Raw genomic sequence first — 16,609 nt, 5'->3', positions numbered from 1 at the left:
TATACTAAAATTATTTAAATGATAAACAATATATTAACAAAGGTATAATAAGAATACTACTTTTTGTTAAAAACTTATAACAAAAATTATATCGGTATGTGATAATTATGTGTGAAAAGATAAGAAAATAAAATGAATTGAAATTATCACAATACTTGTTTTAATCTTATTTAAAAATCAATTAGGTGTTACTTATGAAAGTAAAAGATGTAGCGTCTACAGATGTTATTCATGTAACCGTTCCAGGAAGCAGAGAAGATGCTTTAAGAATCATGAAAAAAGAGGATGTATCTGTAGTGCCTGTTATTAAAAATGATACTAACAAATTAGTCGGGATTTTAACTCGTTCTGATATGATTACCAATCCTGATGAAGAACAAATTGCAATGTTGATGACAAGAGACTTGATTACCGCAAAAATGGATGATGACTTAAAGACAGTTGCAGAAAAGATGGTTGAAAACAACATCAGAAGAATTCCTGTAGTGGATGATGAAGATGAATTAGTGGGAATTGTAACTTCTTTTGATATTGTAGCTTTAGCTATTGCAGATATGGGAATCAAGGAACCTGTAGAAAAGTACATGATTAAAACCATTCCTGCAACTTGGGATGAAACTCCATTGAATGTTGCATTTGAAGTAATGAAGTTCTTTGGATTGAAATCCGTTATCGGATTGAACTCCAACAACAGAATGACTGGTATCTTGACTGAAACCGATTTCATTGCTGAAAGTGAAATCATCTCTGAAAGAACCGAACACAGCTCTTCAGTAGGTACTGAAGGAGACAAATGGTCATGGGACAGCACTTCAGTTTTATACATTGAGAAAAACCATCTCAAGTTTACCGACAAAGTGTTTAAGGATGTTGCAATCAAGGATGTTGTAACTGCAAACACCAAAACCAAAGTCTCTGTATGCGCTGAAAAAATGAGATCTCTTGATGTAGAGCAATTACCTGTTTTAGGAATTGAAGGAGACCTCGTTGGACTCGTCAGAGCTAGTGACTTAATTAAAACTTTATTATAAGTCAAGCTTTTTGACTTGCGTCAAAAACCTTGACCAAAATCTTTCCAATGGTTTTTTAACCATTCTTTTTTATTTTTTTTCTAAGAAATTTTATATACAAAAAAATCTATATTATATTCATGGATTATTATTAGTCCTAAAATTGACTTGTTTGGTGTTATTTGAATTCTTTTTAGAATTCACTTAACATTTTTTAAGCTATTTTTCTAATTTTTTTGAGATTTAAAATATTTATATTAGTTTCAATAAATGTTTTAGTATTAATTTTTTCAATCATTTTTAATTTGAGCGATAACATGTCATCTGAGCCTATTTTAGTAATAAAGGACAACGATTCAACAATTGGAATAAGAGCAAGGGTTGGAGAGGAGTTCTCTGAACATGAAATCCAATTGAATGTCATGCTTGCATACTATTGGGACAATGATCTTCCAGTTATAGAAAGCCTGATAGAGCTTTTTGAATCAGCTGTCAAAAGGACAATTAATGAAGTCCTTCCACATGAAAATCTCTTTTTGAAATATGACCTTATCACTGATGATGAGATAGAAAAGGCAAGCAGATTTGAGATTCATCTTATTGAAGTGAAAGCAGATGATACAGTTTTAAGATTGGATGGAAAAATACTTGCCTTAAAGGGAATTTCATCAAAAGAAGAGTATTCACAAGGAATTTTAGGTTTAAAATTTAAAAAAGAAGATGATTCAAATGATGGAATAATGGTTAAATCTGTTGAAAAGAATATTCCAACCGAAAAGAAGATTTCCTTTAAGGAGTTTGCAAGGCAGCAAAGATTAAAAAATAATATTTAAAAAAGTAAATGAAGAAGAACTATACAGTTCTTCTAATGAATGGTAATATTTTTACTAAAGATGATTTAGCATCTTCCTTGTTTTCATTGTTTTCAATGCTTATCTTACCATCTCTAAATATCTTGGACTCTTTCTCATCAATATTCAATTTGATATAACCGATATCTTCAATAGTCTCAATATTGCTTATATGCACATTTTCCCTACTTTTAAGAATCTTATCTGTTTCTGAAATATCTATTCCGAATGGCAATCTTTTTCTAAGTCTAAGATTATTTGCTCCTTTTTCAAGCTCATCATCTAAAATAAGCTCATCATCACTTTCGATTGCTTTAAGATTCAATAAGATTTTGTCATACTGTGATAATTTCAATTCTTCATGGATAGAATCAATCTTTTCCTTATCTAAAATAGTGTCCAAATCACTTAATTCGATTGTAGCAACATTCTTCTCTTCTCTAAGCTTGACTACATCAGAACCTGTGATTTCCTTAACATATGCTTCACAATGGTCTATCCTATTCACCTTATCGATAGTAACTATTTCATTGGTCTTGACCCTTGTTGCAAGACAGGTTGTGGAATTTGAGTATTTGATATTATTTTCATCAAGGAACTTATGAATTTCAGGGGTTTCAAGTTCAGCTTCAATGAATGGACTTTCAATCTCATACTTGTATTTCATCAATATCCCAGGCCTATCATGAGTAAGGTCTGTTATATTGTTTCCATCTATGATAATTTCATATCCTTCTTCATTAGCCTTTTGTTTAATTGCACCATACATTAAGTTTCTGCATAGTAAACATCTTTTTGGACTATTTTCAACAAACTCATCTACATCTAGGAAGTTACCTTCTATGATTTCATGTTTTATTCCAATTTCATTTGCTCTTTCTTTTGCAAATTCCAAGAATCCTGTTGGAAAAATTTGATTGTTATATGTGATTGCAAGCACATCACATCCTGCTTCCTTTGCAAGGTATGCAAGCAATGTGCTGTCTGCTCCACCAGAAAAAGCTAAAGCTACTTTGCCGTAGTCTTTAAATATTTCTTTTACTTTATTTATTTTGATATTTGTATTCATATTTTGCCTCGTTATTTAATAATAAAATCATTTATTATTAATTTAATTTGATTAATCGCCCGAGTTCAATATCATATCAAATATAAAAAAATAATAAATTAACTATTGTTATATTATTTATTGCTTTTAAAATTTTCTATATCAACGTTATATTCTAAAATGAGCTTATTCTAAGTTTTTAATGTATTCCAAGACTTCAATTGCATCCAAGTATTTGATGTCCTTTTCCTTCAATATGAAATCGATAAGCTTGGTTTTCTTTCCATCTTCCATTTCCACTTTTGAGAATATGTTTTGATAGGAACGTTTAGGGTAATAGATTTCTTTGGCAATATTGTGTATGTATTCCTTTTCCTCTTCAGTGATAATCCCTTCTTTTACTGCCAAATCCAGTTTGTAGTCAACATTTACAAGAGCTTCTGATAATGGAACTTGATTGACTGGATCAAAACTTAAAGCCACATCATCATCTGAAGTGATTTCTCCAGACCTGTATGCCTTGTAGACATATCCGATTCCAATCATCCCTAAATCATCAAGCTCTGATGCTCTTAAAGCTCCCATACTGCTTCCTCCAACTACAGTAATTCCCTTATCCAATGCCTTCATGATTTCCTTATGGGCTACTGCAGGAGTATGGTGGAAAGCACCATCAATGATTCCTATGATGTCTGGCTTTTCAGATATTGCCTTTAGGATGTCTCCTCTTTTAACTGGAGGTCTGTAGTCTGCATCAAGTATTGTTTTAGCCTCATCCTCCAAAATGGACAATCCAAGGTAAACTATTATCTTCTTCATCAGACTAACCCTCTTCTTGCTTTTCTATCATATTCTAAAGCACGATTACCTAATCTTTCCTCATCCAATGAATAGAGCTCAGCTTTTGGAATAATTACTCTTGCAACATTGATTCCGATCTCATCTCTTGTAAGGTCAGTGTATAGGACTTGATTGAATCCAACTTTCTGAACCTCTTCAATGCTTGTTTCAATGTCCTTTTTGATTGAGTGTGAGCTTTTGTCTTCAATATCAGAAAGATTGATTGTTTCCTCTTCCCTTTGGAAGTAATGCTTGTTCATTCTCTTCATGTGTTCATAGCCGGATTTTCTCATGAAGTCTGCTCTTATTGTATCTTCACGGGTTCCATGAATTTGGGTTGCTCTGCTTTGTGCAACTTCAGTAAGCGCTCTAATCACAGCCACTTCTGGGTTCAAGTGGGTTCCAACACCTAAAGTTAGGAGTGCAGGATCCTTAAGCACAGTATCATCAGCGCTTGCAGCTATTGTGGTTATCTTCAAGTCTGCTGTAATGTCCATAAGCTTTATCTTAATTCCTTGGCTATTGAACTTGTCTAAGAGCTCATTGATAATCTCGTTATCAATGCTTTCTTGACTTATTTCTTTTTTGTTTCTTTTAGTAAGCTCAAAAATGCTCCATGCATCCCTTTCAACCACTTCAAAGATTCCATGCAAAACAGATTCCTCTATGATGTTTCCGGATGCAAGACCATTTGTGTTTCCTTTAAAAATAGCTATTGGGCTTGGGCTCACTTCCCTTGTAGGGATGTAAGGGTGGAAAACCGCATTTGATGGGACATAGACTGTCTCTTCGCTTATTATGTCTTCTGCTTCAATCCATTCGAGCCTTGAATTTTCAACATTTTCATTGCCGTAATTCTTTGGCAAGAGAAGGTCTTTTGGGTCGAGAATATTCATTTCATTTTTAATGTTGTTGTAAGTGTCTACAAATGTTCTCTCACTATCGATATCCTGCCTTTCTGCAGAATACCTTTCGAATCCTTCCATCATTGCAGACGCCTTTGCCTGCTCTCTGGTAGCGCCCTTTCCAGCATAGACGCTTACACTGCCTGATTGTGCAGTTGGACGGATTGCTGAAAAGACTGGGATCTTGACTCTATCCAAGTCTGTAATGTCGGTCAATCTGGTTATTCCAGCAGTTCTAAGCTTTTTCTCATTTATCTCAATTGTTTCTTTTGGGTCTTTCACTCTATGAGTTCCCTTAAAGAATTTTATTGGAATATCTTCAAACATGTTTTTTATCCTTAGCTATTTTTAAAATCTTTTTATATTTGTAATATTTATATTATGTAATTGATTATTTATAATAATTGTTATAGGATAATTTCAATCATTCGTTTAATTTTTAAATAATAAGTGATATAAGAAAATATAGGAGAAAATTAATAATTCAATTGAGGCTTTCAAATGCAAATTAAAGATAATGAGATTCATAATTTTCACATCAAGAATATCTTGAAAAAATTGGAAGAGAAGGACTTGGATGCCATGCTTGTGGCTAATTTCAATAATATCTACTACTTGTCTGGATACTTGTCAACAAGCTTTGCATTCATGATAATCAAGGAAAATCCAATCATATTTGTTTCTGGAATGGATATGGAAAATGCAGGAAACACTTCTTCCATTGATATTGTGAAGTATGAATCCTTTGACAAGATGATTGAATACTTGAAGGAAGAGAATATCAAGAGTTTAGCTATTGAATCAGACTTGACTGCAAATGTATATGAAAAGTTCAAGGACTTCAATCTTACAATATCAAATGCCATTTCAACTGAAAGGATGATAAAGTCACATGATGAAATTGAAAAGATGATTAAGGCAACTGATATTGCACATAAGTCTCTCATTGAATTGGATGTAAGATCCAAGCAGGAAAAGGGAGCGCAGGAGTGGGAATGCGCTTATGAATTAGGCTATTTGATGAGAAAAAATGGAGCAAGTGCAGAATCATTTGACACAATATTTGCATCAGGCCCTGTATCCTCACTTCCCCATTCAACTCCAAGGCAACATGTCCTTGAGACACCTGTTCTAGTGGATTACGGCTGCAAGTTTGAAGGATACTGCTCTGATACAACAAGAACTTTCATCTACACTGAAAGGCAGGAGGAAATATCTGATATCGTGCTTGAAGCTCATGACAAGGCAATTGAAGCTGTTAAGGCAGGTGTAAAAGCCTGTGAAGTGGATAAGGTGGCAAGAGACATCATAACTGATTATGGCTATGGAGATAATTACATTCATAGCACTGGCCATAGCTTAGGCTTGGATATTCATGAAAACCCATCAGTTTCCATAAAGGATCAAACTGTTTTGGAGAACAATATGGTCATAACAATTGAGCCCGGAATCTATCTTGAAGGAGAGTTTGGAATAAGGATAGAGGATATGGTTTTAGTTGATAAAAAGGGTAAATTGATTGGAAATTTACCTCAAATATTATAATTTTTCTTTTTTATTTCCATCTTCGTTTTTTATTTTCATTTTTTATTTACACACTACTTTTTCAAGATATTTCTTATTTTTTCACCATACCTTTTAATTTTTTATTTAAGAGGTAAAAAATATATATACCTTTTAACATAATATTTTAATAGGTGATATGATGGTGAATGTGGGTACCACTAGGATTTATAAAAACAATCAAACTACCATTCCATCTAAAATCAGAAAGCTATTTGATGTTTCTGAAGATACAGTGATGGATTGGGATTTGAATTCAGATAATGTAATCACTATAACTTTTAAAAGCAAAAAGTCTTCAATTCATGATTTGGCAGGATTAGGCAAAAGCAAAGAGACTACAAATGCAGTGGAATTAAAGAGGGGATTATATAAATGAAGATTTTCGTTGATTCCTCTTTTTTAATTGCTTTAGTGAATGAAAATGACTCATTGCATGAGAAATCGCTGGAATATATTGACTTGATTGAGAAAAATGACTGCTATATCAGCAATCTAGTCATTAATGAAGTCATAACTGTAATTGGAAATAAGATAGATTTGGAAACTGCCATTTCTGCATTTGATCTCATTAATGACATTTTCCATATAATAAATGAGTATGAAATCAAGGATTTCAATTCAACTACCATGTTGATATATGAAAAGCATGGCACTAAATTGAGTTTCACTGATTGCAGCATAATTGTGGATATGCATTATCACAAAATTGAAAATCTTTTAAGCTTTGACAAGGAATTTAAAAAAGCTGAAGGGATAAACTTAATTTTTTAATTTTTTAGTCTAATTTTAATTTTATTAAATCACTTTAATTTTACAATATCATTGTAATTTTACTTATTTTTTATAATATTCTCATTAAATTGTTTTCTTAAGTCAATAAATAAGTTAAATTTATTAGTAACTTATACAAATCTATTATCAATGTTTATTGAAGATTTAATAATCAAATTATCGAATATAATAGAAAATAAAGTTCATCAATCTATTTTAATTGCCTTTCAAGAGTACTTGCTTAAGGCAGGAATATTTACGCTTGCATCCCAGATTTTAGCAATTATTCTAATGGCTTATATTGCATTCATAATTCTATTTTCAATAGTTTCAATAGCCTTATCAGTTAATCTATCAATTGCTTTAATTTTAGCTATTTTCATTCCAACAATTTCATTCATTCTAATCCTATTTTTGAAAATAGAAAAAAGGGCAAGTGAAATAGAAAACTCAATTCCAGACTTCCTAAGACAATTGTCATCTATGCTAAAGGTTGGATTAAGCTTGGAAAATGCCTTGGTTGACATGTCTGAGCATGGAAAAGGGCCTTTGTATGATGAATTAAGGAGGGTTGTAGTAGAGATAAGAATGGGGAAATCACTTGATGAATCCTTTAACAGCATGGCAATTAGACTCAACTCAAAGGATCTTGAGAGAAGCTTTAAGATAATACTCAATGCCCATAAAAGTGGAGGATCATTGTCTGATATCATTCTTGATGTAAGTGATGACTTAAGGGCTATGCTGGTATTAAAAAGGGAGCGTAAGGCAAGTGTTATGATGTCAATAATGTTTCTAATCATTGCTTCAACAATAGCGGCTCCCTTTGCACTTGGAATGGTTGGAGTCTATTCCTCCTTCATGATTGAACTTGGAAAAGGAGGGGCAATCTGTGAAGTTGCACCCCTTGCTGCAGAGATTTATCTAATTATTCATTCAATTTTAGCAGGTTTTCTAATTGCTTTGATAATGTATGGAGACTTGAAGAAGGGACTTAGGTATTCCATTCCGATAACATGCTCTGCATTTGCAGTATTCTATTTAATCAACAACTTTGGAGCAGGATTCTTTGGATTAGTGTAATTGGTGTGATATTATGAAAAATATAGATTTAAAATTCCCAAACAGTTTCATTAAAGACAATAAAGGTCAAGGAGCTGTTGAATTGATATTGATTATTGGGGGAATCATTGTAATCATTCTTCTTGTTGTTTCAATGTATAAGTCATATTTGGTTGATTTGGGAAATGAAATTGATTCAAATGAAATAAACACCTTAAACAGTTCCTTTGGCGATATTGCTTCTAAATTTGAATAGTTTAAATATTTTACCAAAACTTATTATTGAATAAAACAAATAGTTTATTAATTGTTTTAAAAATTCAAAGTTTAAAGAAATAATAAAATTAAAAAAATTTAGGAGTCAAGATTATGAAATTCTTAATTAATGGTGAATTCATAGACAAATCAGACCATTATGATGTAATAAATCCATACAATGGAGAAATTGTAGATACAGTTCCAATAGCATATAGAAGTGATGTGGATAATGCTGTTGAAGCTGCAAACAATGCAAAGAAAGCATTGAATGACTTATCTGCAAAGGAAGTGTCAATAAACTTATACAATGCATGTGAAGAGCTTGAAAAGGAAAGTAAGAACATAGCAAAGCTGATTGTTGCAGAAGCTGGAAAGCCATATAAGCAAGCTATTGGTGAACTTCAAAGATCTGTTGAAACACTTCAATTTGCAGCTGAAGAAGCCAAAAGAATCTATGGGGAATCTGTGCCTATTGATGCAACAGGACCAACTGAAGCAAGATTCCTGGCATTTACAAAGAAGGTTCCACTTGGTGTTGTTGGAGCGATTACTCCATTCAATTATCCTGTGAATTTGGCCCTTCACAAGATTGCTCCAGCTATTGCAGCTAAAAACACTGTTGTGATGAAACCATCTATGGAAGCTCCGCTTTCCGCTTTAAGATTGGCTGAAATAATCAATAATCATTTTCCAAATGGTGTGATTAATTCTGTTACTGGTTATGGTAGTGAAGTTGGAGATGCAATGGTTGTGTCAACTGGCATAGACAAGATATCATTTACAGGAAGTGTTGCTACTGGATTATTCATTTCATCAAGAGCAGGAATGAAGAAATTGACAATGGAACTTGGTGGAAACGATCCGTTGGTCATACTTGAGGATGCAGACATTGAAAAAGCTGTAAATGCAGCAGTATCAGGCGCATTCCTATTTTCAGGTCAAGTCTGCATTGGTGTAAAAAGATTGATTCTTGACAATAAGATTGCAGAGGAATTCATAGATTTGTTTGTAAAAGAGGTAAGCAAGCTAAGGATGGGAAATCCAATGGATGAATCAACTGATATCGGGCCTGTAATCAATGAGAGCTCTGCCCTTAATATTGAAACTTCTGTAAACCGTGCAATTGAAGATGGAGCAGAACTCTTGCTTGGAGGAAACAGAAAGGACTGCTTCTTTGAACCGACCATTTTAGACAATGTGACTATGGATATGGATATTGTAGCAAGTGAAACCTTCGGTCCAATTGCACCTATAATCAGAGTGGATGGACTTGATGAAGCCATAAAAGAGGCAAACAACACTCAATATGGCCTTCAGGCAGGAGTCTTTACAGAAAGCATCCATAATGCATTAAGATGTGCAAATGAGATTGAGGCAGGTTCAGTCTTAATCAATAAGGAATCCACATTCAGAACAGATGCAATGCCATTTGGAGGATTCAAGTCAAGCGGCATGGGCAAGGAAGGAATCAAGTATGCAGTTGAGGATATGTGCAAGACCAAATTGATTGCATTCAATTGCAGATAATTTAAAAAATATTTTTTTATCTAATCCATTAATTTTTTAAAAAAGTATTAATTTAAAGAAAAATAAATTAGTATTTAATTGAAAACTAAACTAATTAAAAATTTATTTAATTTGAAGAATTTTTATGATTATCAAGTGATATTATGTGGGATACTGCTAAAGATTATAGAATTTTAATAGCTATGCATGCTCGTGAATTATTCCTAAGAACAGTCCAAACAGGAAGTTTTAGAGGAAATTGGAATAAGAAAGGAGCTATTGAAGAAACCAAAAGGATGGAGCCAGACTTAAAGTCTTTGCTTTACTGCTATCTTGAAGGGGATGCTCTGGCTAATTGTGAAGATGTTGACAAGCTTGAGGAAAAGGCTCATAGAATAATCGATTTCCTTGGCGGTGATGATTGGGCTCATAAGTTCATGAATGGAGCTCCAAAGGATGAAAGGGAAAAGACTGAAGAAAACATCGCTAAGGTCAGATTCTTCCTTGACACTATTTTAGGCCTTAGAAACAGATTCAAATTCGGACCAATCGATGATCCAATCATTGGGATTGATGTGAAGGTCGGTGAAATCATGAGTGTCAGCAAACATCCTAATGCTGATTCCCTAATGATCTGTAACGTAAATCTTGGAAAAAGAGCATTGAAAGTTGTTACCAATGACTTGACCGTTAAGGAAGGAAATAGAGTAGGGGTTTCATTGCTTCCTCCTGCTACTTTTATGGAAATTGTTTCTGAAGGAATGTTTTTAGGAATGAATGGTAGCATTTTAAAGGAAGTTCAAGGTGAATTGGGCCAAATGCCTAATGGAATACCTATGGAATCATTGAATGAAACTAAAAACATGATTACAAACTTCCTGGACAATTAACCAAACTTTTAGACAAACTTTTAGACAAACTTTTAGAAAAAGTTTGATCAAAACTTTTTCACTTTTTTTCTATTTTTTAATTTTTTACTTTTTTTAATATTTTTTCACTTATTTTTCATTAATATTTTCTAAAATTTTAGTATTACCCTAAGAAAATTCCTTAATGTCATTAACATGATATTAACATTTTTTTCAGATTTCATGAAATTTTCAATGATATTATCATGATATTATCATTTTTTGGAAATTTTTGAATTTTTTCTCTAAAATTTTACTTATTTTTTCGGTTTAATATTGAAATTTTTCTATTTTTTAATTTTTAGATAATTTTTATTATTATTTTTAATTTTTATTTCAATTTTAGCAATTTTTTTAAATTTTAATAGTTAATTTTGACTTAAAAAACATAAAGTATTTATATAAGCAAATAGACATATATTATATAATAGGCTTATTTGATGTTTAATTGTTAAATTTCATATGAATTTATTAATAAAATTCAAAATTAAAAAATTCATATCTTTAATCATTTATTCATTATTCATAGGCTAAAATTTTTAAAAATTAAAGGATTTTGCAATGTTTTAAGTGCATTGTCAACAAACATTTTTATTTGATTTATTGAGTTATAATGGTGAAAAAAATGGTAGAAGTTTCAACTCTTTATGATTTGGATATATATACATTAGCAGGACAGTATGTAGGTCAAGTACACGACGTAGTTTTAAATATCAGGTACGGAACTATCTCTAGACTTCAAGTAAAAGCTTTAGAACCTGAAAGAAAAACTGCAGGATTCGGAGACATCTTTAAAAGAGGATTCCAGTTTGTTCCGGAAGAAGAAGTGGGCAGAACCTTCCAAGAAGGCTTACTTAACATTGAGTTTGACAGAGTAACTGCTATTGGCGACATTATGTTAATTGATCCTCAAGACTTAAAAAGACCAAAACCTCCAGTAGCTGGAGAAGAAATGTCTATTCGCCCAAGACCTGAGCCTGTTAGAGCTGCTCCGGCAGAAGCTCCTGTAGAAGCTCCTATACCAAAAGTACAATAGTTCTTTAACTAAATATGTTATTAATCTTTGAGATTTTTACCATATCCTTTGATTATTAGCCTATTTTTTCTAAATGTAGTTTCAGATTAATTAACATATTTAATTTATTTTCTCTTTTTTTCAATTTTTTTCATGAAGCAAATTTCATCATTTTTCTTGTTATTATCAATGTTATTAACAATTTATAATAAATGGTTTACATTTTTCTAATTTTTATTTGAAATCAAAATTCAACCACTTAACTATATTCAATAAGATAGTTTTTTATTTAATAAAAAATAATTATAATTAAGGAAAAATTAATTAAAGAAAATTTAATTAAGGGAAATTTATTTTAACATTATACTTTCATAAATTTTTCAATTTTTCATTATTGAGGTGAACTGATGATAGTAGGTATTGTAGGATGTGGAGCTATAGCCAATACTATAGTGAATGAATTCATATCCGATAGTGGAATACAAATAAAATATTTCTATGACACAGACATAGAAAGAGCGGAAAATCTTGCACAGATTGCAAATGGTGTTGCTGTTTTAAGATTAGAGGATATGCTGGATGATGTGGATTTAGTTTTAGAATCTGCTTCTCCAATTGCTTTAAAGGTCATTGCATTGGATATCCTTGAAAAAGGCATTGACCTAATGGTGATGAGTGTCGGTGCATTGATGGATAATGAATTCAGGAATAAGGTTAAAGAAACTGCTGAAGCTCATAATGCTAAAGTATATGCTCCTTCTGGTGCAATTGTAGGTTTGGATGGTATCAAAGCAGCATCCATAGGCAAGATTACAGAAGCTTCTTTGACAACAAGAAAGGCACCTAAATCATTAGGAAGGGAAGTTGAAGAGGAAGAGGTTCTATTTGAAGGAAAAGCTTCAGAAGCAGTTGAAAAGTTCCCAGTAAACATCAATGTTGCAGCATCATTAAGCATTGCATGCAATATGGATATTAATGTTAAGATAATTGTAGATCCAAAAGTGGATAGGAATGTTCATGAGGTTGTAGTGAAAGGTGACTTCGGTGAATTCAGGACAAGTTCTGAAAACTATCCATTTGCTGCAAACCCAAAAACAAGCATGTTAGCTGCATTTTCAGCTATTAAACTCTTGAAAAGTTTCGGAGAATGTTTCTCTGTAGGAACATGATTTAATTTTATCATATTTATTGAAATTATATAGAATTTAGGTGATAATTTAATTTTATCATATTTATTGAAATTATATAGAATTTAGGTGATTAGATGAAAGATTATGAGATTTATTCAACTATGAAGGTTCCAAAGAACTCAAATATAATCATACGTTTAGATGGACGCAAGTTTCATAGTTTATCAAAAGCATTAGATCTTGTAAAGCCATATGATGAGAATTTCTATAAGATAATCACAAATGTTTGCCTCGATATATTCAATCAGTTTGCACCTAAATTCATTTATGCATTTTCAGATGAAATCAGCATACTTTTGGATGAGATTCCATTTTCAGGCAGAGTTGAGAAGATTAATTCTGTATTCGCCTCACTGGCTTCAAGTTCCTTTACATATTCTTTATTAAACGATTATTCTAATGAATTCAATCTTGACAAGCTATCAGATAATGAAAGGAATATTGTATTTCCTATATCATTTGATTCAAGAATCATTCCAATCGATGATGCATCTATATCTGACTACTTCAAATGGAGACAAGATGAATGTTGGAGAAATTGCATCAATGGATATGGCATCTGGGCACTTAAGAAAGAATACGATAATGAAGAGGCTAATGAAAAGATAAAAGGATTGAAATCAAATGAAATCCATGACATGCTGTTTGAAAGAGGAATAAACCTTAATGATGTGGAAACCTGGAAGAAAAGGGGAATTGGAGTATATAAGAAATCATGGGAAATTGAAGGATTCAATCCAAAGAAACAGGAAAAGACAGTTTCCACAAGGTCTGAAGTTTTTGTAGATTATGATTTGGACATTTTTAGTCCAGAGTTCTTTGAAAAATTGTAAATTCAATTATTATGCTAACTATTTTTTTAATGATTTGAAGTGATATTATGGGATTTGAAGATTTGGTATCTAAAATGAATGAAAGGAATCAATTCAAGAAGGTCTGTGTTGATCAGGGAGTGATTGATTCTGTAGTGTTCTATTCTAAAAAATCATATCCCAATGAATTTTTAGCAATGCTTGACGGGCATGTTAAGGATAATGTTCTATATATCACTGGATTATTGTTCTTGCCAGGTGAAAGGTCCCATACAAGCGCAAGCTTTAATGACTGGATGATCCCACCTAATCAGAAAAAATGGGGTTCTGTACATTCCCATCCAGGGAACAATGCAAATCCTTCCCATGCAGATTTGATAACATTCTCAAAGCACGGTCCATTCCACATGATTGTCTGTGAACCATACAGTTTAGAGACTATGAAAGCTTATAACGCTTATGGAGAGCCAGTTGGCTTTGAAGTTGGAAGCTTTAGGGATGAGAACAAGGATTTGATGCTTGAGGACTTAAAGCAAATCAAGGAAGAGATTGATGAAATGGATGGTAAAGACCTTAGTCCTTCATTCTTTGATTTGGATAAGGATTTATCCTACTTCGATGATGATAGGGAAAAGACCAATAAGTATTCACATGAATTTACTGATTCTTATGATTCATACAACATTTCCGATGAGGATTTGGGAGCTATTGACTTGAATCCGACTGTTGTTGAAATAGGTGGAGAGCGCATCAATGGTCAAAGTCCTAAATTAGGTCTTGTAATAGAATTCAGAGATGGAAAGCCTATTTTAAAAGGAGTTTCAAATAAATTCCTCGAAGAGGATGATGAGTAATCACAAGTCAAAAAAAATTTATCTTTATTTTTATTAATTTTTATAAAAAGAAAATAAGATTTAATTGCTATTTTTAAAATTTTAAAAAAAGAAAAAAAGATTAGAATTCCAATGAATTCTAATTGAACTGTTTTTTAATATTCCACTTAAAGTGTTAAGCTGGTTGCATCATAAACGTTTTCTAATTGTTTAATCTCTTCAACAGCTTCTTTAGTAGCCGGTTCATCTAAAGTGAGAATCATGATAGCTTCTCCACCGGAGGAGTCTCTTCCAACTTGCATGATACCGATGTTGATGTTCTGTTCACCGAACTTGGTACCGATTGCACCAATACTGCCTGGGATATCCTTGTATTTTGCAATGAACATGTTTCCTTCAGGTTTTACATCTACCCAGTAGCCATTGACCTTAATGATCTTAGGTTCGTGCAAGTAGGTACCGTCTGCAGACATTTGACCTGCTTTGGTTTTTGCAGTAACCTTAATCATGGTTTCGTAACCTTCGCTGTCATCGCTTACAGCTTCAGTGATGCTGATTCCTCTTGATTTTGCAACAGTGGTTGCGTTTACAGCGTTTACTGCAGTTTCAGTGATTGGGTTTAAGATACCTTGCAAGATGGTTCTTGTGAACAATTCCCTATTTGGAAGTTTAGCGATTTCACCTTTGTAAGTGATTTCCAATTTTTTGATTGGGCTGCTTGCAGATTGGGAAATGAAGCTTCCTAATTTTTCACAAAGTTCTAAGTAATTGTTGGTTTCTTCAAATTCGCTGTTGTTCATACGAGGCATGTTGATTACGTTTTTAGGCATGTCTCCTTTGAATAAGGTAATTACTTCATTTGCTACAATGATAGCTGCATCCCTTTGTGCCTCTTTGGTGGATGCTGCAATGTGAGGAGTACATACTATATTGTCCAATTCGAACAATTTGTTTTCTTTTGCAGGTTCCTCTTCGTATACATCAAGCCCTGCTCCGAGGATTTCTCCATTTACCAATGCATCGTATAATGCATCTTCGTCAATGATTCCTCCACGTGCACAGTTGAAGATAAGTGCAGTGTCTTTCATCAATTTGAATTGTTCAGTTGAAATTGAGTGTTCAGTTTCAGGAGTGAGTGGAACGTGAATTGTAATTACATCTGCTCTGGTCAATACATCTTCAATGTTTTCGTATAATTCAACGCCCATGTTTTTAGCAACTTCAGGAGGTAAATATGGGTCGTATGCAATTGCATCCATTTCAAATGCCTTACATCTGTTTACAACTTGGGATCCGATTCTTCCCATACCAATTACACCAAGGGTCTTGTTTCTAAGTTCCATACCCATGAATGCCTTTTTCTCCCATTTTCCTGCTTTGGTTGACTTGTCAGCAATAGCTATTTTACGGATAGTGCTTAAGATGAGTCCCATTGTGTGTTCTGCTACAGTGATTGAAGTAGATTCAGGTGCATTAACTACCATAATACCTTTTTGGGTAGCTGCATTTACGTCAACGTTGTCTACACCTACACCTGCTCTTGCAATGATCTTAAGATTGTCTGCCTTTTCAATGACTTCAGCAGGCAATTTGGTTCTGCTTCTTATGAGAATTGCATCATATTCACCAATGGTTTCAAGTAACTCTTCAGGGGTAATGCTTGTATCCACTACAACTTCACAAACTTCTTTTAAGTTTTCAATACCTTTTTCATTTATTGCATCTGCGACTAATGCTTTCATTATTTCACCGTTTTTTATTTGAAATAAATTATGTAATTTTAATATATTGATTGAGATTAAAATTAATGATAATTATAAAGGTACTTCGCAGAATAGTAAATCTAGTTTTTGGAAAATATATTTTATAGGGTTTCATACGAAGTACCTTATAATATATTATGTATTGTTTACATAATATTTAAAACATTTGTAAACTAGGTTCATTTTCATTTGTATCTTTTCCAATTCTTTATGTGTTTTTTCATTCATTTTAATTTACTTCAAATCTCAGCATTCAAATTTCATTAATAAG

At 32.6% G+C, this 16,609-nt stretch carries 17 protein-coding genes; 13 read left to right on the top strand and 4 right to left on the bottom strand.

Annotated elements, in window-relative coordinates; all coding sequences use genetic code 11:
- Positions 1-194 precede the first annotated feature (194 nt).
- Positions 195-1,031 (top strand): CBS domain-containing protein, encoded by an 837-nt coding sequence (locus tag IJI80_RS01485; RefSeq protein ID WP_292786902.1) that lies wholly within the window; start codon positions 195-197, stop codon positions 1,029-1,031.
- Between the two features lie 296 nt (positions 1,032-1,327).
- Positions 1,328-1,843 carry a hypothetical protein gene (locus tag IJI80_RS01480; protein WP_292786900.1) on the top strand — a complete coding sequence of 172 codons (516 nt, stop codon included), beginning with the start codon at positions 1,328-1,330 and terminating at the stop codon, positions 1,841-1,843.
- A gap of 19 nt (positions 1,844-1,862) precedes the next feature.
- Here the strand turns inward: IJI80_RS01480 and larE are convergent, their stop codons facing one another.
- From larE to IJI80_RS01465, 3 genes are all read right to left on the bottom strand, one after another.
- Positions 1,863-2,930: an ATP-dependent sacrificial sulfur transferase LarE gene (larE, locus tag IJI80_RS01475; protein ID WP_292786897.1), complete on the bottom strand. Its 1,068-nt coding sequence runs from the start codon at positions 2,928-2,930 to the stop codon at positions 1,863-1,865.
- A 165-nt stretch (positions 2,931-3,095) separates the two neighbouring features.
- Entirely contained in the window at positions 3,096-3,728 is a 633-nt protein-coding gene (locus IJI80_RS01470; RefSeq protein ID WP_292786894.1) for a TfuA-related McrA-glycine thioamidation protein, read from the bottom strand.
- Complete coding sequence (locus IJI80_RS01465) at positions 3,728-4,981, bottom strand: YcaO-related McrA-glycine thioamidation protein (protein ID WP_292786891.1); 1,254 nt, start codon at positions 4,979-4,981, stop codon at positions 3,728-3,730. The genes IJI80_RS01470 and IJI80_RS01465 overlap by 1 nt, the downstream gene beginning before the upstream one ends.
- A 174-nt stretch (positions 4,982-5,155) precedes the next feature.
- On the opposite strand from IJI80_RS01465, the gene IJI80_RS01460 reads away from it, so the two are divergent.
- The 11 genes from IJI80_RS01460 (at position 5,156) to IJI80_RS01410 (ending at position 14,596) form a co-directional block, all read left to right on the top strand.
- Entirely contained in the window at positions 5,156-6,199 is a 1,044-nt protein-coding gene (locus tag IJI80_RS01460) for an aminopeptidase P family protein (protein WP_292786888.1), read from the top strand.
- A 160-nt stretch (positions 6,200-6,359) separates the two neighbouring features.
- On the top strand, positions 6,360-6,596 hold the full coding sequence (locus tag IJI80_RS01455) for a hypothetical protein (protein ID WP_292786885.1): 237 nt from the start codon (positions 6,360-6,362) through the stop codon (positions 6,594-6,596).
- Positions 6,593-6,991 (top strand): type II toxin-antitoxin system VapC family toxin, encoded by a 399-nt coding sequence (locus IJI80_RS01450; protein WP_292786882.1) that lies wholly within the window; start codon positions 6,593-6,595, stop codon positions 6,989-6,991. The genes IJI80_RS01455 and IJI80_RS01450 overlap by 4 nt, the downstream gene beginning before the upstream one ends.
- 237 nt (positions 6,992-7,228) lie before the next feature.
- Positions 7,229-8,074, top strand: coding sequence for a type II secretion system F family protein (locus IJI80_RS01445; RefSeq protein ID WP_292786879.1), 846 nt, complete (start codon positions 7,229-7,231; stop codon positions 8,072-8,074).
- 13 nt (positions 8,075-8,087) lie between these two features.
- A complete protein-coding gene (locus IJI80_RS01440; protein ID WP_292786876.1) occupies positions 8,088-8,309 on the top strand; it encodes a class III signal peptide-containing protein in 222 nt (73 codons plus the stop codon).
- A gap of 113 nt (positions 8,310-8,422) precedes the next feature.
- Positions 8,423-9,838, top strand: a complete 1,416-nt coding sequence (locus IJI80_RS01435) for a lactaldehyde dehydrogenase (RefSeq protein WP_292786873.1) — start codon at positions 8,423-8,425, stop codon at positions 9,836-9,838.
- A gap of 143 nt (positions 9,839-9,981) precedes the next feature.
- Positions 9,982-10,707 (top strand): tRNA-binding protein, encoded by a 726-nt coding sequence (locus IJI80_RS01430; protein WP_292786871.1) that lies wholly within the window; start codon positions 9,982-9,984, stop codon positions 10,705-10,707.
- Between the two features lie 643 nt (positions 10,708-11,350).
- A complete protein-coding gene (locus IJI80_RS01425; protein WP_292786868.1) occupies positions 11,351-11,761 on the top strand; it encodes a PRC-barrel domain-containing protein in 411 nt (136 codons plus the stop codon).
- A gap of 386 nt (positions 11,762-12,147) precedes the next feature.
- Positions 12,148-12,909: an aspartate dehydrogenase gene (locus tag IJI80_RS01420; RefSeq protein ID WP_292786866.1), complete on the top strand. Its 762-nt coding sequence runs from the start codon at positions 12,148-12,150 to the stop codon at positions 12,907-12,909.
- 95 nt (positions 12,910-13,004) lie between these two features.
- Positions 13,005-13,763: a tRNA(His) guanylyltransferase Thg1 family protein gene (locus IJI80_RS01415; protein WP_292786863.1), complete on the top strand. Its 759-nt coding sequence runs from the start codon at positions 13,005-13,007 to the stop codon at positions 13,761-13,763.
- A gap of 47 nt (positions 13,764-13,810) precedes the next feature.
- Complete coding sequence (locus IJI80_RS01410) at positions 13,811-14,596, top strand: Mov34/MPN/PAD-1 family protein (RefSeq protein ID WP_292786860.1); 786 nt, start codon at positions 13,811-13,813, stop codon at positions 14,594-14,596.
- A gap of 146 nt (positions 14,597-14,742) precedes the next feature.
- Here IJI80_RS01410 and serA read toward each other — a convergent pair whose 3' ends face one another.
- Positions 14,743-16,317 (bottom strand): phosphoglycerate dehydrogenase, encoded by a 1,575-nt coding sequence (gene serA / locus IJI80_RS01405; protein WP_292786857.1) that lies wholly within the window; start codon positions 16,315-16,317, stop codon positions 14,743-14,745.
- Positions 16,318-16,609 lie beyond the last annotated feature (292 nt).

Source organism: Methanobrevibacter sp., assembly GCF_017432245.1.
Classification (GTDB): domain Archaea; phylum Methanobacteriota; class Methanobacteria; order Methanobacteriales; family Methanobacteriaceae; genus Methanobrevibacter.
The sequence above is the reverse complement of the archived record's forward strand: the minus strand, read 5'-3'. Positions and strand labels throughout refer to the sequence as shown.